The sequence below is a fragment of the Nonomuraea sp. ZG12 genome, from assembly GCF_052068115.1.
Classification (GTDB): Bacteria; Actinomycetota; Actinomycetes; order Streptosporangiales; family Streptosporangiaceae; genus Nonomuraea.
In genome coordinates this window covers 115,148-134,012 of record NZ_JBQHCW010000004.1, presented here as the reverse complement: position 1 = coordinate 134,012, position 18,865 = coordinate 115,148, and the positions used below count along the sequence as shown (strand labels likewise).

At 71.1% G+C, this 18,865-nt stretch carries 20 protein-coding genes; 15 read left to right on the top strand and 5 right to left on the bottom strand.

Going from position 1 to position 18,865, the window contains the following annotated elements; genetic code table 11:
* Nucleotides 1-167 precede the first annotated feature (167 nt).
* From ACTMTF_RS14895 to ACTMTF_RS14870, 6 genes are read left to right on the top strand one after another with little or no spacing between them, the layout of a single operon-like run.
* On the top strand, nt 168-1,526 hold the full coding sequence (locus tag ACTMTF_RS14895; RefSeq protein ID WP_397002512.1) for a uracil-xanthine permease family protein: 1,359 nt from the start codon (nt 168-170) through the stop codon (nt 1,524-1,526).
* On the top strand, nt 1,523-2,425 hold the full coding sequence (locus ACTMTF_RS14890; protein ID WP_441111144.1) for an FAD binding domain-containing protein: 903 nt from the start codon (nt 1,523-1,525) through the stop codon (nt 2,423-2,425). The genes ACTMTF_RS14895 and ACTMTF_RS14890 overlap by 4 nt, the downstream gene beginning before the upstream one ends.
* A complete protein-coding gene (locus ACTMTF_RS14885; RefSeq protein WP_441111143.1) occupies nt 2,422-2,904 on the top strand; it encodes a (2Fe-2S)-binding protein in 483 nt (160 codons plus the stop codon). The genes ACTMTF_RS14890 and ACTMTF_RS14885 overlap by 4 nt, the downstream gene beginning before the upstream one ends.
* Before the next feature lie 19 nt (nt 2,905-2,923).
* Nucleotides 2,924-5,275, top strand: a complete 2,352-nt coding sequence (cutA, locus tag ACTMTF_RS14880; RefSeq protein WP_441111142.1) for an aerobic carbon-monoxide dehydrogenase large subunit — start codon at nt 2,924-2,926, stop codon at nt 5,273-5,275.
* Between the two features lie 8 nt (nt 5,276-5,283).
* Nucleotides 5,284-6,318, top strand: coding sequence for a leucine-rich repeat domain-containing protein (locus tag ACTMTF_RS14875; RefSeq protein ID WP_441111141.1), 1,035 nt, complete (start codon nt 5,284-5,286; stop codon nt 6,316-6,318).
* Nucleotides 6,319-6,350: 32 nt separating this feature from the next.
* Entirely contained in the window at nt 6,351-6,779 is a 429-nt protein-coding gene (locus tag ACTMTF_RS14870) for a hypothetical protein (protein ID WP_441111140.1), read from the top strand.
* Here ACTMTF_RS14870 and ACTMTF_RS14865 read toward each other — a convergent pair.
* The gene (locus ACTMTF_RS14865) at nt 6,754-7,791 is read right to left on the bottom strand and encodes a LacI family DNA-binding transcriptional regulator (RefSeq protein WP_441111139.1); all 1,038 of its coding nucleotides are present in this window, start codon (nt 7,789-7,791) and stop codon (nt 6,754-6,756) included. The genes ACTMTF_RS14870 and ACTMTF_RS14865 overlap by 26 nt on opposite strands.
* Before the next feature lie 99 nt (nt 7,792-7,890).
* On the opposite strand from ACTMTF_RS14865, the gene ACTMTF_RS14860 reads away from it, so the two are divergent.
* The 5 genes from ACTMTF_RS14860 to ACTMTF_RS14840 are packed head-to-tail and all read left to right on the top strand — an operon-like array spanning nt 7,891 to nt 12,420.
* Complete coding sequence (locus ACTMTF_RS14860) at nt 7,891-9,120, top strand: amino acid ABC transporter substrate-binding protein (protein WP_441111138.1); 1,230 nt, start codon at nt 7,891-7,893, stop codon at nt 9,118-9,120.
* On the top strand, nt 9,117-9,995 hold the full coding sequence (locus tag ACTMTF_RS14855) for a branched-chain amino acid ABC transporter permease (RefSeq protein ID WP_397002496.1): 879 nt from the start codon (nt 9,117-9,119) through the stop codon (nt 9,993-9,995). Before ACTMTF_RS14860 ends, ACTMTF_RS14855 begins: the two co-directional genes overlap by 4 nt.
* A complete protein-coding gene (locus ACTMTF_RS14850) occupies nt 9,979-10,968 on the top strand; it encodes a branched-chain amino acid ABC transporter permease (protein ID WP_441111137.1) in 990 nt (329 codons plus the stop codon). The genes ACTMTF_RS14855 and ACTMTF_RS14850 overlap by 17 nt, the downstream gene beginning before the upstream one ends.
* On the top strand, nt 10,965-11,696 hold the full coding sequence (locus ACTMTF_RS14845; RefSeq protein WP_441111136.1) for an ABC transporter ATP-binding protein: 732 nt from the start codon (nt 10,965-10,967) through the stop codon (nt 11,694-11,696). Before ACTMTF_RS14850 ends, ACTMTF_RS14845 begins: the two co-directional genes overlap by 4 nt.
* Nucleotides 11,689-12,420: an ABC transporter ATP-binding protein gene (locus ACTMTF_RS14840; RefSeq protein WP_441111135.1), complete on the top strand. Its 732-nt coding sequence runs from the start codon at nt 11,689-11,691 to the stop codon at nt 12,418-12,420. Before ACTMTF_RS14845 ends, ACTMTF_RS14840 begins: the two co-directional genes overlap by 8 nt.
* On the opposite strand, the gene cydB is transcribed toward ACTMTF_RS14840, so the two are convergent.
* The 3 genes from cydB to ACTMTF_RS14825 all read right to left on the bottom strand — a co-directional run bounded on the left by cydB (nt 12,393) and on the right by ACTMTF_RS14825 (nt 15,148).
* Entirely contained in the window at nt 12,393-13,283 is an 891-nt protein-coding gene (gene cydB / locus ACTMTF_RS14835) for a cytochrome d ubiquinol oxidase subunit II (RefSeq protein ID WP_441111460.1), read from the bottom strand. The two genes, ACTMTF_RS14840 and cydB, sit on opposite strands and share 28 nt — an antisense overlap.
* Before the next feature lie 44 nt (nt 13,284-13,327).
* Nucleotides 13,328-14,671 (bottom strand): cytochrome ubiquinol oxidase subunit I, encoded by a 1,344-nt coding sequence (locus ACTMTF_RS14830; protein WP_441111134.1) that lies wholly within the window; start codon nt 14,669-14,671, stop codon nt 13,328-13,330.
* A 180-nt stretch (nt 14,672-14,851) separates the two neighbouring features.
* Nucleotides 14,852-15,148: a hypothetical protein gene (locus ACTMTF_RS14825; RefSeq protein ID WP_441111133.1), complete on the bottom strand. Its 297-nt coding sequence runs from the start codon at nt 15,146-15,148 to the stop codon at nt 14,852-14,854.
* A 98-nt stretch (nt 15,149-15,246) separates the two neighbouring features.
* Here ACTMTF_RS14825 and ACTMTF_RS14820 point away from each other — a divergent pair, with 98 nt between their 5' ends.
* The 3 genes from ACTMTF_RS14820 (at nt 15,247) to ACTMTF_RS14810 (ending at nt 17,745) form a co-directional block, all read left to right on the top strand.
* Nucleotides 15,247-15,972: an SRPBCC family protein gene (locus tag ACTMTF_RS14820; protein WP_441111132.1), complete on the top strand. Its 726-nt coding sequence runs from the start codon at nt 15,247-15,249 to the stop codon at nt 15,970-15,972.
* Nucleotides 15,973-16,131: 159 nt separating this feature from the next.
* Nucleotides 16,132-17,028, top strand: coding sequence for a hypothetical protein (locus tag ACTMTF_RS14815; RefSeq protein WP_441111131.1), 897 nt, complete (start codon nt 16,132-16,134; stop codon nt 17,026-17,028).
* A 48-nt stretch (nt 17,029-17,076) separates the two neighbouring features.
* Nucleotides 17,077-17,745 (top strand): DsbA family oxidoreductase, encoded by a 669-nt coding sequence (locus ACTMTF_RS14810; protein ID WP_441111130.1) that lies wholly within the window; start codon nt 17,077-17,079, stop codon nt 17,743-17,745.
* Here ACTMTF_RS14810 and ACTMTF_RS14805 read toward each other — a convergent pair.
* Complete coding sequence (locus tag ACTMTF_RS14805; RefSeq protein WP_397002478.1) at nt 17,730-18,413, bottom strand: thymidine kinase; 684 nt, start codon at nt 18,411-18,413, stop codon at nt 17,730-17,732. The genes ACTMTF_RS14810 and ACTMTF_RS14805 overlap by 16 nt on opposite strands.
* 75 nt (nt 18,414-18,488) lie before the next feature.
* Between ACTMTF_RS14805 and ACTMTF_RS14800 the strand changes: the two genes are divergently transcribed.
* On the top strand, nt 18,489-18,860 hold the full coding sequence (locus ACTMTF_RS14800) for a hypothetical protein (protein ID WP_397002476.1): 372 nt from the start codon (nt 18,489-18,491) through the stop codon (nt 18,858-18,860).
* Nucleotides 18,861-18,865 lie beyond the last annotated feature (5 nt).

The following is an 18,865-nucleotide window of genomic DNA, read 5'->3' as shown; positions in this document are numbered from 1 at the left end:
CCGTCCCTGCCGCCTCCCGGTTGATCACCGAGCCGCTGGGGAAGGTGTGCGCGAGAAGAGCTCTGGTCAGCGGGCCAGATTTGGCAGATCATGCCCGTGTACGCGCTCGCCAGTGGGCCTAATCTGCCCGCAACGCAATCACCCGGTCCGGGCGAAGAGGGGCTCACATGGCCTTGGGATGGACCAAACACGGCGACGGCAAACACCTGGCCCCCGGCGAGGTCGTACGGCCTGATGAGCGGTTGAGCTGGCCTCGGATGGTGGGGTTCGGGGCGCAGCATGTGGTGGCGATGTTCGGGGCGACGTTCGTCTTCCCGCTGGTGATGGGGCTCGACCCCAATGTCGCGATCATGATGTCGGGGGTCGCGACCATCCTGTTCCTGCTGATCGTCAAGGGGAAGGTGCCGAGCTACCTGGGCACCAGCGCGTCGTTCGTGGGCGGCGTGCTGGCCATCAGGGCGCTGTTCGGCGGTGACACGGCCGGCGCCGACGCGATCGTCACCGGGGCGATCCTGGTCGTCGGGTTCGTGCTGGCGCTGGTCGGCCTGGCGGTGCACTTCCTGGGCGTGGAGGTGATCAACAAGGTCTTCCCGCCGGTGGTGACCGGCGCGGTGGTCATGCTCATCGGGTTCGGGCTGGCGTACGTGGTGGCGGACGTCTACTGGCCGCAGGACCAGTGGATGGCGCTGGTCACGATGCTGGTGACGTTCGTGCTCGTGGTGGCGTTCAAGGGGTTCGTCGGCCGGATCGGCATCCTCATCGGGCTGGCGGCCGGGTTCGTGCTCTCCTGGGGCGCCGACCGGATCTTCGGCATGGTGCCCGCCTACGACGACGGGACCATCCAGGTCGCGGCGCACTTCCGGGTGGATCTCAGCAAGGTCGACGCGGCCCCCTGGTTCGGCTGGCCGGACACGCACTGGCCGGACTTCGAGACCTCGGCGGTGCTGCTGGTGCTGCCCGCCGTCATCGCGCTGGTCGCGGAGAACATCGGCCACGTCAAGGCCGTCGGCGAGATGACCGAGACCGACGTCGACCCGTACGTGGGCCGCGCCATCGCCGCCGACGGCATCGCCACCGTGGTGACCAGCGCGGTCGGCGGCTCGCCCACCACCACCTACGCCGAGAACATCGGCGTCATGGCCGCCACCAAGGTCTACTCCACGGCCGCCTACTACATCGCGGGCGTCATCGCGATCGCGTTCGGGCTGATCCCCAAGTTCGGCGCGCTGGTGTCGGCCACGCCGTCCGGCGTGCTGGGCGGCGTCACGGTCATCCTGTACGGCATGATCGGGCTGCTGGGAGCCAAGATCTGGATCGAGAACCGGGTGGATTTCGCCGATCCGGTCAACATGGTCCCGATCGGGGCGGGCATCATCCTGGCGATCGGACCGGTGAAGCACGTGATCAGTGACGACTTCAGGCTGGAGGGCATCGCGCTGGGCACCATCGTGGTGGTCGGCGGCTGGCACCTGCTGCGGGTGATCGCCGGGCGGACCCCCGAGACGGTCAGGAGCGACACCGGGTGAAGCCGCCGCCGTTCGAGTACCACGGCCCCCGCGACCTCGGGGAGGCCCTGGAGACGCTGGCCGCCGTCGGGGCGCGCGGCAAGGTGCTCGCGGGCGGGCAGAGCCTGATCCCGATGCTCAACATGCGGCTGGCGGCGCCCGCGCACCTGGTCGACATCAACCGGCTGCCGGCTCTCGCCGTGGTGCGCGACACTCCGGCGGGCGTCACCGTGGGCGCGCTGGCCCGGCACTCCGAGGTGGAGCGGGGTGGCGCGCACCCGCTGCTCGGCAAGGCGCTGCGGCTGGTCGCCCACCCGGTGATCCGCAACCGGGGCACGGTCGTGGGCAGTCTCGTGCACGCCGACCCGGCCGCGGAGCTGCCCGCCGTGCTGGCCGTACTGGAAGGTTCGGTACGGCTGGCGCGTACCGGAGGGGACGGCGTGGACAGCGGCGGGGTGGTGGCGCTGCCGCCGGGGACGGCGGTGCGTGACGTGCCGGCCCGCGAGTTCTTCCTCGGGCCGATGGAGTCGGCGGTGCGGGCGGGCGAGCTGGCCGTGTCCGCGCACTTCCCGGCGCTGGGCGCGCGGACCGGGACGGCGTTCCGCGAGGTGGCCAGGAGGCACGGCGACTACGCGCTGGCCGGCGTCTGCGCCGTGGTGCGGCTGGACGAGGACCTGCGCGTCGACTCCGCGCGGGTGGCGTGCGTGGGGGTCGGGCCGGTGCCGGTGGTGGTGGACGTGAGCGGCGCGTGCGAGCGGCGTCCCGCGGCGCGCGTCGACTGGCCGGCGGTGGCCGCGGCGGTGCGCGAGCGCACCGATCCGGAGGGCGACGTGCACGCCTCGCCCGCCTACCGGCTGCATCTGGTGGGTGTACTGGCCGAGCGGGCGCTGCGGGAAGCGGCGAGAGAGGCGGCGGCGTGACGGCCGAGCACGAGATCACCCTGACGGTGAACGGCACCGCGCGCCGGGTCACGGTGCCGGGCCGAAGGCTGCTGTCCGACTGCCTGCGCCACGACCTAGGGCTGACCGGCACCCACGTGGGCTGCGAGCACGGCGTGTGCGGCTGCTGCACGGTGCTGCTCGACGGGCAGCCGGTGCGCTCCTGCCTGACGTTCGCGGTGACCGTGGACGGGCGTGAGATCACCACGGTGGAGGGGCTGGCCGGGCCGGACGGGCTCTCGCCGGTGCAGCGGGCCTTCGCCGACTGCCACGCCCTGCAGTGCGGGTTCTGCACGCCGGGCTTCCTGTGCACGGTGACCGCGCTGCTGAAGGAGAACCCGGCGCCCACGGACGAGGAGGTGCTGGAGGCCATCTCCGGCAACCTGTGCCGCTGCACCGGCTACCAGAACATCGCCAAGGCCGTCCACCGGGCGGCCGAGCTGCTCGCCGAAGAGGCGTGACCACGAGGAGGCGAGGCCCGTGACCACCAGGCTGTTCGGGGAGCCGGTGCGCCGCCGTGAGGACCCCCGGCTGCTCGCCGGGCACGGCCGTTACCTCGACGACCTGGGCTCCGGCGCGCTCGCGGTCGCGTTCGTACGCTCGCCGCACGCGCACGCCCGCATCCGGGACATCGACGTGTCGGCGGCCCTGGACGTGGCGGGCCTGGTGGCCATCTACACCTGGGAGGACCTGCCGGAGCGGGTCGGCCGCCCGCTGCCGTTGCTGATCCCGCATCCGGCCCTCACCCACGGGCGCACCGCCTACCCGCTGGCCAGGGAGGTCGTCAGGCACGTGGGCGAGCCCGTCGTCATGGTGGTGGCCGCCGACCGCTATCTCGCCGAGGACGCCTGCGGGCTGATCGAGGTGGACTACGAGCCGCTCAAGCCGGTCGTCGGGCTGGAGGAGGCGGCGCACGGTTCGGCGCTGGTGCACGAGGACGTGCCGGGGAACGTGGGCGCGCACCTGGTGCAGGAGGTCCCGTCGGAGACCGGTCGCAGCGCGGCGGAGGCCATCGCGGCGGCCCCGCACACGCTGGCCTTCCGGCTCGACATCGAGCGCAGCGCCAGCACGCCGCTCGAAGGCCGCGGCGTCCACGCCCGCTGGGACGGCACCGACCTGCGCGTCTACTCCAGCACCCAGACCTCCACCAGCGTCCGCATGGCCATCGCCGCCGCGCTCGGCCTGCCGCTGCCGCACGTCGAGGTGATCGCCCCGGACGTGGGAGGCGGGTTCGGCGTGAAGATCGTGCACCCGTGGCCGGAGGAGATCCTGGTGCCGTGGGCGGCCATGCTGCTCGGCCGCGAGCTGAAGTGGACCGAGGACCGGCGTGAGCACTTCATCTCCGCCGCGCACGAGCGTGGCCAGGTGCAGCACGTGCGGGTGGGGTTCGACGACGAGGGGCGGGTGCTCGGGCTGGACGTGACGATCCTGCACGACCACGGCGCCTACACGCCGTACGGGATCATCGTGCCCATCGTCACCTCGACGCAGCTGCTCGGCCCCTACCGGATCGGGGCTTACCGGGTCGAGTTCACCGCCGTCTACACCAACACCGTGCAGGTCACGCCCTACCGGGGCGCGGGACGGCCGCAGGGCGTGTTCTGCATGGAGCGGACCATGGACAAGATCGCCCGCCACCTGGGCAAGGATCGGACCCGGGTGCGGGAGGTCAACTTCATCCAGCCGGACGAGTTCCCGTACGACCAGGGGATGATCTTCCAGGACGGGCGGCCGCTCATCTACGACAGCGGCGACTACCCCCGGATGCTGCGCATGGTGAAGGAGCTCATCGGCTGGGACGACTTCCGGCCCGCGCCCGGCAGGGGCATCGGCATCGGCTGCTACGTCGAAGGGACCGGCGTCGGGCCGTACGAGGGCGGGCACGTGCAGATCACCTCCGACGGGCGGGTGCACGTCTCGACCGGGCTCACCTCGCAGGGGCAGGGGCACGAGACCGCGTTCGCGCAGATCGCCGCCGACCGGCTCGGCGTGCCGATCGAGCGGGTCTCGGTCGTCACCGGCGACACCCGCCGCTTCGGCTACGCGGTGGGCACCTTCGCCTCCCGCGCGGCCGTGATGAGCGGCAACGCCATCGCGCTGGCCTGCGCCAAGGTGCGGGAGAAGGCGCTGCGCATCGCCGGGGACGCGCTTGAGGCCGACCCGGCCGACCTGACCATCAGCGACGGGCTGGTGCACGTGGCGGGCTCGCCGTCGGCGTCCATCCCGCTGTCCACGGTCGCGGTGCTGGCCAACCCGCTGCGGTACGCCTTCGACGAGGAGACGGCCAAGGCCACCCAGTTCGCCGGGGTCGCCTCGCCCGACCGGCCGCCGGTCGCCGAGGGGGAGGAGCCGGGGCTGGAAGGGCGCGGCTACTACTCGCCGATCAGGTCCACCTTCGCCGCCGGCATGCACGCGGCCATCGTGGAGACCGACCCGGAGACCGCCGAGATCACCGTGGTGCGCTACGTCGTCGTGCACGACTGCGGCAAGCTGATCAACCCGATGATCGTGGAGGGGCAGATCCACGGGGGAGTGGCGCAGGGCATCGGCGGCGCCCTGTACGAGCGGATGGCCTACGACGCGGACGGGCAGCTGCAGAACGCCTCCTTCATGGACTTCCTGATGCCGTACGCCACCGAGGTCCCGCACATCGAGACCGGCCACCTGGAGACGCCGTCCCCGCTGAACCCGCTGGGGATCAAGGGCGCGGGCGAGGCCGGGGTGATCCCGGTCTCCGCGGTGATCGCCTCGGCCCTGGAGGACGCCGAGGGCATCGACATCGACCGGATGCCGATCTCCCCCTCGGAGCTGTTCGACCTCCGAAGGGCATGATCTCGTAGGTGAACACCGAACTACGGGCGCCGGGCGAGCGCCTGACCGCGATGCCGGGCACGGCCGCCGAACTGGCCCGTGCGCGACTGATCGACCTGGCCTGGAACGAGCTCACCGAGCTGCCGCCCTGGGTGGCTCGGCTGCCCTCGCTGGAGGAGCTCAGGCTCGACGGCAACCGCCTGCGCGCGCTGCCCGACCTGTCCGGCCTCACCGCGCTGCGCGCACTCCATCTGGACGGCAACGCGCTGACGGAGTTCCCGCGCTGCCCGCCGCACCTGGAAACGCTCTTCCTGTACGGCAACGCCGTCCGGACCCTGCCCGAGGGGCTGCCACGCGGTCTCCGGCACCTCTCGGCCGGCCGCAACGGGCTGACCGGGGTGCCCGGCGGGCTGTGGAAGCTGACCGGTCTCGCATCACTCAACCTCGCCGAGAACGCCCTGACCGAGGTGCCCGCCGCCATCGGCGGGCTGAGCGCGCTGCGCATGCTCGACCTGGGGCACAACCGGCTCACCTCGCTCCCGCCCGAACTGGCCGACCTACCTCTCACGGACTATCTGTACGCCAGCGACAACGGGCTCACCGAGGTGCCCGAGGCGCTCGGCAGGCTGGACCGGCTCGCCTACCTCAACCTGACCGACAACCGCCTCACCCGGCTGCCCGGGAGCCTCGGCCGGATGAGGTCGCTGGTGGAGCTCCGGCTCTACAACAACCGGCTGGAGGCGCTGCCCGACTCCATCGGCGCGCTGGGCCGCCTGCGTGAGCTGCACCTACGGGGCAACCGGCTGACGGCGCTGCCCGGCTCGATGGCGGAGCTGGGCGAGCTGCGCGTGCTGGACCTGCGCGACAACCTGCTGCGCTCGGTGCCCGACGCGCTGACGCGGCTGCCCCGGCTCACCCACCTCGACCTGCGCAACAACCGCCTGCGCGAGCTGCCGGCCGAGCTGCCCGCGCTGGACCGGCTCGACCTGCGCTGGAACAAGCTCGACGGCGACCCTCCGGTGCTGCGCCGGCTGGCCGAACGCGGTTGTGTCATTTTGCGCTGAACCCCGGCGGCGAAGCCTGCGTACCTCCGCACATGACGACTTATTCACGTCTGACCGCTTTCGCGCTGCTGGTCGGGCTCGTCGCAGCATGTGCGCCAGGAGGCGACGAGAGCGGCGGCGGCTATGTCGCCGCCGCGAACAACAAGGCCCCCGCGGTGCCGCTCACCGTGGAGGACCTCTCCGCCCAGGTGGGCTGCGAACCCCGCATGCAGGTCGACGCGAGCGACCTGCGCACCGGCTACTGCAAGACCGACGCCGGCGAGTTCTTCGTGAACACCTTCACCAGTGAGGAAGGGAAGAACGCCTGGATGGACCAGGCGCCCGAGTACAAGCCGCACCTGGTCGGCCCGCTGTGGACGGTGCTGGGCGACCTCAAGGTGCTGAAGACGATTCAGGGTCCGCTCAAGGGCGACCTGCACTTGACGGACCACCGCGTCAGCCCGACCCCGACGGCCGGCTGACCGGCGCGGTGGACGCCCTGACGACCAGCTCGTGCGTGGTGCGGCGGCGGCGTGGCCGGGAGGCGGGAGGTTTGAGCGCCAGCTCCAGGGCCTGCCGGCCCATCGCGATCATCGGCAGTCTGATCGTGGTGAGCGCCGGGTAGACGTCGGCGGCCACCGGCACGTCGTCGAACCCGGCGAGCGAGATCTCTTCGGGCACCTGGCGCCCGCTGTGGAGCAGCCATGACAGCGCGCCTACCGCCATCGGGTCGTTCAGCGCGACCACGGCCGTCAGGGCCGGGTGTGCCGCCAGCAGCCTCGCGGCGGCCGCCGCGCCGCCCTCGCGGGTGAAGTCGCCGTGCACGACGGGGATCGCCTGCCAGCCGAGCCCGCCGGCGTCGGCGGCCGACCGCAGCCCGGCCAGCCGGTCCTCGACGGTGGTCAGGCTCGCCGGGCCGCCGAGCACGCCGATGCGGCGGTGGCCCAGCTCCAGCAGGTGCCGCATGAGGGTGGCGCCGCCGTTGACGTTGTCGGGCAGCACCGCGTCCACCGGGAGGTGATGGCGGCCGATCACCGTCACCCGGCCGCCCGCCGCGGTGAACGAGCGCACCTCGGCGGCGGTGCCCGCCTCCGCGTCCGCCTCGACGTAACCCGAGCCGGCCAGCACGATCGAGGTCACCCGGTGCGCCCTCAGCGCCCGGATCCTGGCCAGCTCGGCCCGCGGATCGCGCTCGGTCTGGCTGATGAGCGCCAGATAGCCGCGGCGGTCGGTCTCGCGCAGCACGCCCCTGGCGATCTCGGCGAAGTAGGGGTCGCCCACGTCATGCACGATCAGCCCGACCATCGACGCCTGCCCGCCGGCCAGCGCCCTGGCATGGCTGTTGGGCACGTAGCCGACCTGTGACGCGACCGCCCGCACGTGCGCGGCGACCTCCGCGCGTACGCCGGCGCTGCCCGTCATGGCCCGCGACGCCGTCGCCAGTGAGACCCCGGCGGCTCTGGCGACATCGATGAGCCGGGGCGGAGACGGCATCGCACATCCCCCTTGTCTGGCGGTGAATCGCGTGTAATCGTGACCGAAAGCGCTTGCGAAAGCGCTTACGTACTACCTCTTCTCACGGAGGTGCCCCCCATGGCAAGAGTTCTCAACGGCCTGGCGATCATCACGATAGTGAGTCTGGGACTGGCCGCCTGCGCGAAGACGGACGAGCCCGGCGCGGCGCCGCAGCCGGGACAGGGACCAGTCAAGATCGGCATCTCACTCCCGCTGACCGGCGACTTCTCCGAGCCTGGCAAGGGTATCCAGGAGGGCTACCAGGTCTGGGCGGACCGGGTGAACGCCAAGGGCGGGCTGCTCGGCAGGCCGGTCGAGCTGATCTTCCGCGACGACGCCTCCGACCCCAACAGGGTCAGCTCCGACTACGAGTCCCTCATCACCCAGGACAAGGTCAACCTGGTCTTCGGGCCGTTCTCCTCGCGGCTGGTCATCCCGGCGGCCAAGGTCGCGGAGTCGTACGACATGCTCTTCGTGGAGCCCGCAGGGGCCGCCAAGGAGGTCTTCGAGCAGGGCTTCACGCGACTGTTCTACGCCGCTCCCGCCATCGCGGACGACCACTACGACTATCTGGCCGACTACCTCGTCAAGCTGCCCGCCGACCAACGGCCCAAGACCGCGGCGTACGCCAGCCTGGACGACCCGTTCGCGCAGGGCACGGCCTACGGGCTCAGGGACAAGCTGGCCGCCGCCGGGATCGAGACGGTGGTGGACGAGGTCTACCCGCCGGAGACCACCGACTTCTCGCCCATCGCCGCCAAGATCGCCGCCGCGAAGCCGGACATCGTGGTCGGCGGCACGCAGTTCGAGGACTCCGTGGGCCTGGTGCGCGCCCTGCAGGAGCTGAAGGTGCAGCCCAAGCTGGCCGCCTTCTCCACCGGGCCGACGCTGTCGGAGTTCCCCGACGCGGTCAAGGGCGCCGTCGAGCACATCGTCTCGCCCGTCGGCTGGTCCGCCCGCTCCGGCTTCACCGGCAACGACGAGCTCGTCAAGCGCTATCAGGAGATGTTCGACGGAGAGGCCAACGAGGACGCCGCCAACGGCTACACCGTCGGCCAGGTCGTCGAGGCGGCCGTCAACGCCGTCAAATGCGTCGAGCCCGCCAAGGAGTGCCAGGACAAGCTGACCGCCCACCTGCGGCAGGCCACCTTCGACACCGTCGTGGGCCCGCTCTCCTTCGACGACAAGGGCCGGCCCGAGCAGGCGCACATGATCCAGCAGTACGTGGACGGCAAGGTCGAGATCGTGCTGCCCGAGGGGTCCGAGGCCCAGACGACCGAGCTCGTCTACCCGAAGAAGCAGTGGTGAGCCTGCTCCTGCAGGGGCTGGCCCTGGGCGTGCTGACGGGCGGCCTGTACGCCCTGCTCGCCTCCGGGCTGTCGCTGTACTTCGGCGTCATGCGGGTGGTGATGGTGGCGCACCCGGCCTTCCTGTTCCTGGCCGCCTACCTGACGTACACGCTGCACACCGCGCTCGGCGTGGACCCGTTCCTGACGCTGCCGCTCACCGTGCCGATCTTCTTCGCGCTCGGGGTGGCGGTGCAGCGGCTGCTCATCGCCCGGCTGGACCCCGAGAACGTGGCCATGATGTCGGTGCTGCTCACCTTCGGCCTCGCGCTCACCATCGAAGGGCTGCTCGGCACCGTCTACAGCGGGTCCTACAAGTCGATCAGCATGGACTACGCGACCCGGTCGTTCACCGTGGGCGGGGTGCACCTGCCGTACGACAAGCTGATCGCCTTCGGGGTCGCCGCCGTCACGCTCGGCGTGCTGTTCGCGGTGCTGATCAGGAGCAGGTTCGGCCGGTCGCTGCGCGCCACCATCCAGCACCGGGAGGCGGCCAGGCTGGTCGGCATCCAGACCGAGCGGGTCGCCGGCTACGGATTCGGGCTGGGGCTGGCGACCGCCGCCGTCGGCGGCACGGTGCTGGCCCTGATCACGCCGTTCTTCCCCGCCTCGCACTGGGTGTGGATCGGCAAGCTGATGGCCATCATCGTGGTCGGCGGCCTCGGCAGCGTGCTCGGCGCCGCGCTCGCGGCGGTCATGCTCGGCGTGGTCGAAGGCCTCGTGCTGGTGACGGTCGACGCCACCTGGGCGACGATGATGTTCTACGTATTCCTCTTCCTGACCCTGCTCGTGCGTCCCCAGGGGTTCTTCGGAGGCCGGCTTGCGCATCGCTTCTAGAGGACTCCTGGCGCTCGCCGCCGCGCTGGCGATCGGCTACCCGTGGCTCGTGCCCAACTATTACCTGGTCTACGCCGGGGTGCTCACCGTGATGTATGCGGCGATGGCCACCTCGTGGAACCTGCTCGGCGGGTTCACCGGCTACGTCTCGCTCGGCCACTCGGCGTTCTTCGGGCTCGGCGCGTACGGCACCGGGCTGCTGGTGACCCGGCTGGGCGTGCCCTGGCTCGTCGCGCTGCTCGCGGCGGCAGTGCTGGTCACGGGGTTCGCCGTGGCCGTGGGGATCGCGGCGGTGCGGGTGCGCGGCGCGTCGTTCGTGATCGTGTCGATCGCGCTGGTGTCGATGATGAACCTGCTCGTCCAGGGCTGGCGCTCGCTGACCGGCGGCTCGACCGGCCTGCAGGTGCCCTCGCCGTTCCCGGATCTGCACCGAGGGGAGACGCACCTGGTGTTCTTCTACCTGTTCCTGGCGCTGCTCGCCCTGGTGCTGGCGGCCTGGTGGTTCATCGGCCGCTCGCGCTTCGGCGCCGGACTGCGGGCGATCAGGGAGGACGAGGACAAGGCCGAGTCGCTCGGCGTGCCGACGGCGGCCTACAAGGTCGCCGCCTTCGCCCTGTCGGCCCTGTTCGTCGCCCTGGCGGGAGGCTTGTACGCGCTCTGGTTCGGCAGTCTCGACCCGATCTTCGTCTTCTCCATCCTGATCGGCTCGTACATGGTGCTGATGAGCCTGCTCGGCGGGGCCAGGCACCTGCTCGGCCCGCTGCTCGGCGCGCTCATCGTCGCCCCGGCCGGCGAGTACTTCCTGGTCGCGCTGGGCGAGACGCAGATTCACCTGACCGCGACCGGGCTGCTGCTCATCCTGGTGGTGCTCTTCATGCCGGAGGGCATCATCGCCAGGTTCACCAGGAAACGGGACACGGGATCCATCCCCGAGGAGAGCGCGGGGCAGCGGCTGGAAGGGGCGGCCCGATGATCTCGCTGCGCACGGAGGGGCTGACCAAGGCCTTCGGCGGGGTGCTGGCCGTGGACGGGGCGTCCGTCGAGATCCGCGGCGGCGCGATCAACGCCCTGATCGGCCCGAACGGCTGCGGCAAGACCACCTTCTTCAACCTCGTCACCGGAATGATCATGCCGGACTCGGGCCGCGTGACCTACCGCGACCGCGACATCACCGGACACTCGCCACACCGCGTGGCGCACGCCGGCCTCGGCCGCACCTTCCAGCTCTGCCGGATCTTCCCCCGCCTGACCGTGCTGGAGAACATGCTCGTCGCCGTCCGCCGCACCCGGCTGCGCGAGCTGCTGGCCGGGCTGCACGACAGGGGTGAGGTGGAGCGGGCCCGCCACTGGCTGCGCCGGATGGGCATCGACCACCTGGAGCGGGCCGAGGCCCGCAACCTCTCCTACGGCCAGCAGAAACTGCTGGAGCTGGCCGCCGTCCTCATGGCCGAGCCCGAGCTGGTGCTGCTCGACGAGCCGGCGGGCGGCGTCAACCCGGCGCTCATCGACCGGATCGTCACGCTGGTGCGTGACCTCAACGCCGAAGGCCGCACGTTCCTGGTCGTCGAGCACAACATGGACATGGTCATGGGCATGAGCGACCATGTGATCGTCTTCGACCGGGGCAGGCCCATCGCGGAAGGGCCGCCTTCGGCGGTGCGCAACGACCCTCGTGTGCTGGAGGCGTACCTAGGTGTCTGAGATCGTGCTCTGCCTGGAAGAGGTCGTGGCCGGTTATGGGCGGGCGGCGCCGGTGCTGCGCGGCCTGTCCGTCACGGTCAGAGCCGGCGAGGTGGTCTGCCTGGTCGGCCCCAACGGCGCGGGCAAGTCCACCGTGCTCAGAGTCGCCAGCGGACTGCTCGCGCCCAGGTCGGGCCGGGTGCTGCTGAACGGCCACGACGTCACCGGCCGCTCGCCGCAGCGGCTGCTCGGTCTCGGGCTGGCCCACGTGCTGCAGGGGCACAGCGTCTTCCGCGAGATGACGGTGGCCGAGAACGTCCGGCTCGGCGGCTACACCGTCCGCGACACGGCCAGGCTGGAGCGGCGGATCGAGGAGGTCAAGGCGCTGTTCCCGGTCGTCGCCGAGAGGTGGGGAAGCATGGCCGGGTTGCTGTCCGGCGGGCAGCAGAAGCAGGTCGAGTTCGCCCGCGCCCTCATGCTCGAACCCGCCGTGGTGCTGCTCGACGAGCCGTCGATGGGGCTCGACCCGCGCACCACTCAGACCGTCTTCGACCAGATCGACCTGATGCGCCGGGCCGGGGTCGCGGTGCTGCTGGTGGAGCAGAACGCGCGCCGGGCGCTGGAGATGGCCGACGTCGGCTGCGTGCTCGACCTCGGCCGGGTGCACATCTCCGGCCCCGCGCGCAGGCTGGCCGCCGACCCCCGTCTGGGCCGCCTCTACCTCGGCGGCACCGTCGCCACCTGAACACGCTTTCTGAACACCCAGTACGTCCACCCCTGATAGCCGAGCACGAACGGCAGCGCGATCAGCCCGATCCAGGTCAGCATGGTCAGCGTGTAGGGGCCGGAGGCCGCCTCGGCCAGCGTCAGGCCGGGCAGGGGCGCGCCCCTGAGCTGACTGAAGACCGCCACCGAGACCAGCACGATGGCCGCCGCCATGGCGGTGAACGCCCAGCCCTCCCTGCGCATGAAGACCAGCACGGTGGCCGCCGCCAGCAGGCCCAAGGCGACCAGCGCCGGCGCGGAGCCCATGCTCGACAGCGCCACCACGGCCACCGGGATCACCACGACGCTCGCGGCCAGCGCGGCCGTCCTGGCGCGCCGGCGTACCGGACCCTCGGTCCGCAGCGCCAGGAACACCGCGCCGTGCAACAGGCACACCGAGAGCGAGAACGCCCCACCGAGCAGTGCCGCCCCGGCGCTGCCGTACAGCAGATCGGCGAAGACCGTGCCCCAGACGAACGCCGGCAGCGCGCTGCCGACCACGATGCCCAGGTCGCACCAGGCGGGGTCGGCCACCTTGCCGCGCCACTCCAGGCCGACGCCGCGCACGATCAGGCCGACCAGGACCAGCACGACGGGCAGGTAGAAGCCGCTGAACATGCCCGCGTACCAGGCCGGGAAGGCGGCGAACATGGCGCCCACGGCGGTGATCAGCCAGACCTCGTTGCCGTCCCAGACCGGGCCGATCGTCTGCAGGCTCTGCCGCTGCTCCTCGCCGTCCGCGCTGACGAACGGCGCCAGCAACCCCACACCGAAGTCGAAGCCCTCAAGGACGAAGTACCCGGTCCACAGGAAGGCGATGATGACGAACCACAGGTCGATCATTGTGTGCACCTCATGACTGTCCGCACCTCAGAATTGTCCGCGTCTCAATACATGAGCGACGGTTCGAGCTTCTCGGCCGCGCGGACGGGCTCGGGCTCGTCGAGGCCCTTGCGCACATGCCTGGTCAGCAGGACGACCTCCGCCACCGCGAGCGAGCCGTACAGCAGGGTGAAGATCGTCAGCGAGATGGCCACCTCGGTCAGGCTCACCCCGGGGGAGACGCCGGCCGCCGTGAGCAGCTCGCCCGCCACCACCCAGGGCTGCCTGCCCATCTCGCTCAGCAGCCAGCCGGCGGTCACCGCGATCAGCGGCGCGGGCAGGGCCAGCACGAACAGCCGGGACAGCCAACGCGGCATCGGCCGGCGGCGCCGGGTCAGCCACAGGGCGAGCACCGACAGGCCGACGGTGGCCAGGCCGAACACGATCATGACGCGGAACGACCAGAACACGATCGTCTGGTTCGGCCGGTAGTCGCCGGGGCCGAACTCCTTCTCGAAGCGCGCCTGCAGGTCCTCGGTGCCCTGCACGGTGGCGTCGAAGTCGTTGGTGGACAGGAAGCTGAGCACCTTGGGGATCTCGATGCCGGGCGCCACCGAGAACGCCGCGCCGGCGGTGTCGCGTTCGAGCCCCTCGGCGGAGGCCAGCTTCATCGGCTGCTGCTCGTACAGGAGCTTGGCGGACGTGTCGCCGGTGCCCGCGACGACCGCCCCCGCGATGGCCGTCATCACCAGCGCCGCCCGCGCGGCGCCGCGCCACATGTCGGCGCGCGTCCGCAGCAGCCAGTAGCCGCACACCGCCAGCACGAACCCGCCCGCCACCACGAACGCCGAGCCGATCACGTGCGGCACCTGGGCCAGGGCGGTCGAGTTGGTCAGCACCGCCCACAGGTCGGTCATCCGGGCCTTGCCGTCGACGACCTCGTAGCCGACCGGGTGCTTCATCCACGCGTTGGCCGCCAGGATGAAGTAGGCGGAAAGGTTCGAGCCGATCGCGGCCGCCCAGATGCACGCCAGGTGCACCCTCTTCGGCAGCCGGTCCCAGCCGAAGATCCACAGGCCCAGGAACGTGGATTCCATGAAGAACGCCAGCAACGCCTCCATGGCCAGTGGCGCGCCGAACACGTCACCCACGAAGGTGGAGTACTCCGACCAGTTCATGCCGAACTGGAACTCCTGCACGATGCCGGTGACCACGCCCATCGCGAAGTTGATCAGAAAGAGCTTGCCGAAGAACTTCGTCAGCCGGAGGTAGTGCTCCTTCCCCGTACGGTGCCAGGCGGTCTGCAGTCCTGCCACGAAGACGCCCAGGCCGATCGTCAACGGCACGAACAGGAAGTGGTAGACGGTGGTCACCCCGAACTGCCACCGCGCAAGATCTAGTGCGTCCATTTTCCCCTCGCCGGTCCTGAGCTCTACGGGCTGTAGTACATCTACTCAAAGTAGTACTACAGCCTGTAGAGCAATGCGATGCGACCTTGGTCACACGAGGCTCAACGATGGCGCCCGGCGGTGGTCCGGCGCGTCACCCGCGCGGCTGACCGCCGCCTACGCCTCAGGGCGGACGGGGGCCTACCTGCGCGCGGAGGTGGCGGCTTCCAGGTACGCCTGGAGGTTGCCCAGCTCGAAGCCCCGGCGCTTGATTTTCGTGACCAGGACGCGGAAGTCCCTGCCCAGGCCGGGGCGGAAGTGCAGGAGCAGGATGTCGCCCGGGTGCAGCTTCTTGTCCGGCGACTGGTAGGCGATCCTGCCGCCCGGCTGGACGGAGGCGGTCCAGAGCAGCACCGAGGTCAGGCCGCAGCTCCTGGCCGCCCGCAGGGTGCCGCCCTCGCCTCGCCCACCTCTGCCGCCCCCGTCGTCCCCCCGCACAATGCCGCCCCATCCTGCCAGCCCTCCTGAGGGATCGGGAACCGGTTGGGCAGGTGTTGCCCTTATCGCGGCGGGAGATCGCTTTCTAGAGTGGCTGTGTGAAAGTCGCAGGCAGTGCCGTGATCGGCATCGAAAGAGACCGTGTGTGGGCCGCGCTGCAGGATCCGGCGGTGCTGGTGCGCACCATCCCGGGCTGTGAGCGCCTGGAGGCGTGCGGGCCGGACACCTACCGGATGACGGTCAACGCGGGGATCGCGTCCTTGAAGGGCGTCTACCAGGGGGAGGTGGCGCTGGCCGACCCCTCCGCACCGGAGAGCTTCGTGCTCAGAGCCCGGGGACAGGGCGCGCCGGGCACGGTGGACGCCACCGTGCTGGTACGACTCAGCGAGATCGACAGCGGCACCCGGGTCGACTACGACGCCGACGCGGTGATCGGCGGCATGATCGGCGGAGTGGGTCAGCGCATGCTCGGCTCAGTGGCCAAGAAGACGGCCGGTGAGTTCTTCGCGGCCGTGGAGGACCACCTCCGCGCCCCCGACCGCCCCACGGGAGCGCCCGTCGGGGAGTTCGGCGAAGGCAGCCCTGACCTGCCGGTCCCCGGAGCAACCGGGGAAGGGGGTCTGCGCCGGCCGGTCTCCGAGGCGGCACCACGGGAGCCATGGCCGGGCCGGGCGGCGGTCGCCGGCCCGGCCGTCTACGAGCGACCGGTCAAGCAACGCACCGAGACGCGCCCCTGGGTGATGCTGGCCGCCTTCGGCATGGGCGCGGGCGTGGCGCTCACCGGCGCGGCCGTGGGCTGGCTGCTCGGTCGCGGCCGCCGCTAACGCTTCGGCGGCGCTCAGGGGGCGGAGGGGCCGCCGGCTTCGCGGGGTCTGGCCGTGGCCCGCAGGATTCGCGGGGCCGGCCGCAGGCCGGAGGCGAGCGGCCCAGGCCCGGACGTGCCGGGTCTCGCGGAAAAGGATCTCCCGGCGTAGCGTGACGGTATGCGGCAGGCACATGCTGAAGACGCACGGACCGAGGCCAGACGAGTCGTCAGAGACCTGCTCGGAGAGGAGCACCCGACCGCCGACGCGTTGATCGCCGACGCGCGCCCGGTCATCGGTGACGAGCGTGCCGACCGCTGCGTCGGCCTGGCGGTGGGCGCGTCGCTCACCCGGCGGTCGTCCGAGCTCGCCGCCATCGCCGCGCTGCTCGTCGGCACCCGGGACCTGGGCGTCGAGTGGTGGACGCGGCCCAGGGGCGGCAAGCTGCCCGCGCCCGACGAGGTGCTGCGCACGGCGGTCGCGATCGAGCCGTGGACGGACCTGACCGCGCTGGAGATGCTGGCCGCCTGGGTGTCCGACGACGCCGCCGACGAGCTGTGGGGTGAGCCGGCCGCCGAGGTGGACCTCAACTCCTGGCAGGCGGAGGACCGCTTCGACCTGCCCCAGGGCGTGCGGCCGGGCCAGCGGCTGGTCGTCCACTTCGACGCCGGCGGACGGCTCGACGCGGTGGTCACCCGGCGGGCCGACGAGGACCTCGGCTCCAACCTGGACTTCCATTCGCTGCGTTACTCCCGCCCCGCCGAGGCGCAGTGGAGCTGGGGGGTGGCCGCCGGGCTGGGCCCGCACCGCCTGCCGGGTGACGAGCCCGACCCGTACACCAAGCCGGTGGAGGCGGCGGCGGCCCGGATCCTGCGCGACTGGGCGCTGCGCCACGGCGCCACCGCCGAGCAGCTGGGCGAGCGCTGGGCGGACGTCGGCGACGTGGTGGCCGCGATCGAGCGGGTGGACTGGATGTGGCGCAGCGCCGAGTGGTTCGGCTGGTGGCGCGGGGCGTCGGCCCTCGTGGACGGCTCGGCCTACCTCCCCTACAGGCTGGAGGAGCTCGCCTCCGGCTGACCGTACAGGAGTGGAATGCCGCAGCCGCGCCACAGGTTGTCATCGAACGTGAAAGTTGAAATCTTCTCCGACGTGGTCTGCCCCTGGTGTTATATCGGCCACGCCCGCTTCGCCCGGGCGGCTGAGGCGTTCCGCGCCAAGGGCGGCACGATCGAAGTGGCGATGCGTCCCTTCCAGCTCGATCCCAGCACGCCCGCCGAGGCCGAGCCGGTGCTCGCGATGCTGGACCGCAAGTTCGGCGCCAACGCCGGGCAGATGGCCTCCCGGGTCATCGGCGTGGCCGCCGAAGAGGGCCTGGACCTGCGCTACGACCGTGCGCTGAGCGCCAACACGCTGCAGGCGCACCGGCTGGTCGAGGTGGCGTCCCGGCAGGGGCTCGGCATGGAGATGGCCGAGCGGCTGTTCCGCGCGCACTTCACCGACGGGCTGGACGTCAGCGACCCGGAGGTGCTGGCCCAGCTCGCCACCGAGGTCGGCGTACGCGACACGGGGGAGGGCGCCGAGCAGGTCGGCGAGCAGATCGCCAGGGCGCGCACGCTCGGTGTCACCGGGGTGCCGCTGTTCCTGTTCGAGGGCCAGTACGCGGTGTCGGGCGCGCAGCCGGTGGAGACGTTCGAGGCCGCGATCGACGAGGTCGCCGAACGCACCGGCCAGAAGCCGATCACCCAGCTCGCCGCCCCCGCCGACGGATGCGACGACGGTTACTGCGCGGTCTGACCGACGACGGATTCCCCGGGCTCCCCTGCTCCCTGCGGCATGCCCTCGCCGAGCAGCCCCGTGCGGTGGTGGCGGCGGCAGAGCACCTGATAGCGGACAGGGGAGGCGTCGGTGTCGCCGATGACCACCTGCTCGCCGGTGCGCACCAGCCGCCCGCCGACGATCCTGCCGTTCAGCAGCCCCGGCCGCCCGCACCAGCACAGCACCTCGACCTGCAGCCGGCACACCTCGTCGGCGAGCTCGAACAGCCGCTGCGCCGCAGGGAACATCACCGACCTGAAGTCCGAGGCGAGGCCGAAGGCGTAGACGTCGACGCCGTGTTCGTCGACCAGGTCGGCGAGCTGCTCGATCTGCTCCACGGCGTAGAAGCACGCCTCATCGCAGATGAGGTAGTCGATCCGGTCGTGTCCGCGTACCAGCTCCACCAGATCGAGGCCGTCGACCACCTCGACGGCCTCCCGGCCGAGCCCTATTCTGCTGGTGACCCTCGGGCCGCCCGACCTGTCATGTTTGGTCAGCACCAGCCCACGCCTGCCCTGGCGGCTGTGGTTGTAGTTCATCTGCAGCGCCAGCGTGGACTTCCCGCAGTCCATGGGGCCGAAGTAGAACTTCAGCACAGCGGCGCGGGACCCCGAGGGCACAGGAGACAAGGCAGACAGATCAGTCACGGGGTGCCACCTTATCGCTTGGCTAGTTCTATGACCTCATGGGAGATTTCTCCTCTGAAACAACAGGAGGAATCTGTGGTCACCGACAAACCGCCCACACTCGACGCCATGATGACGCCGGACGATGTCACGGCCGCGCAGGCCGATGCGGCCAGATGGCGTTACGGCTTCCTCGTGGTGGTGACCGGCATCATCGCCGTGCTCGTCGCGTTCGGCGCGGCCGTGTTCGCCACCGGCGAGTTCGCCGCGCTGTTCGCCGGCGTCGCCGGAGTGGTCGGCACCATCATCGGCGCCTACTTCGGCGTGCAGGCCGGCCAGTCGGGTAAGGCCAGGGTGGAGGCCGAGCTGGCCAAATCGCAGGAGATGGTGGTGCGACTCGCGGCCTACGTCGGCACCGAGAACGCGCCAAAGGTCATCCACGAAGTGCTCGGCCGGCGCCGAAGCTGAGGAGC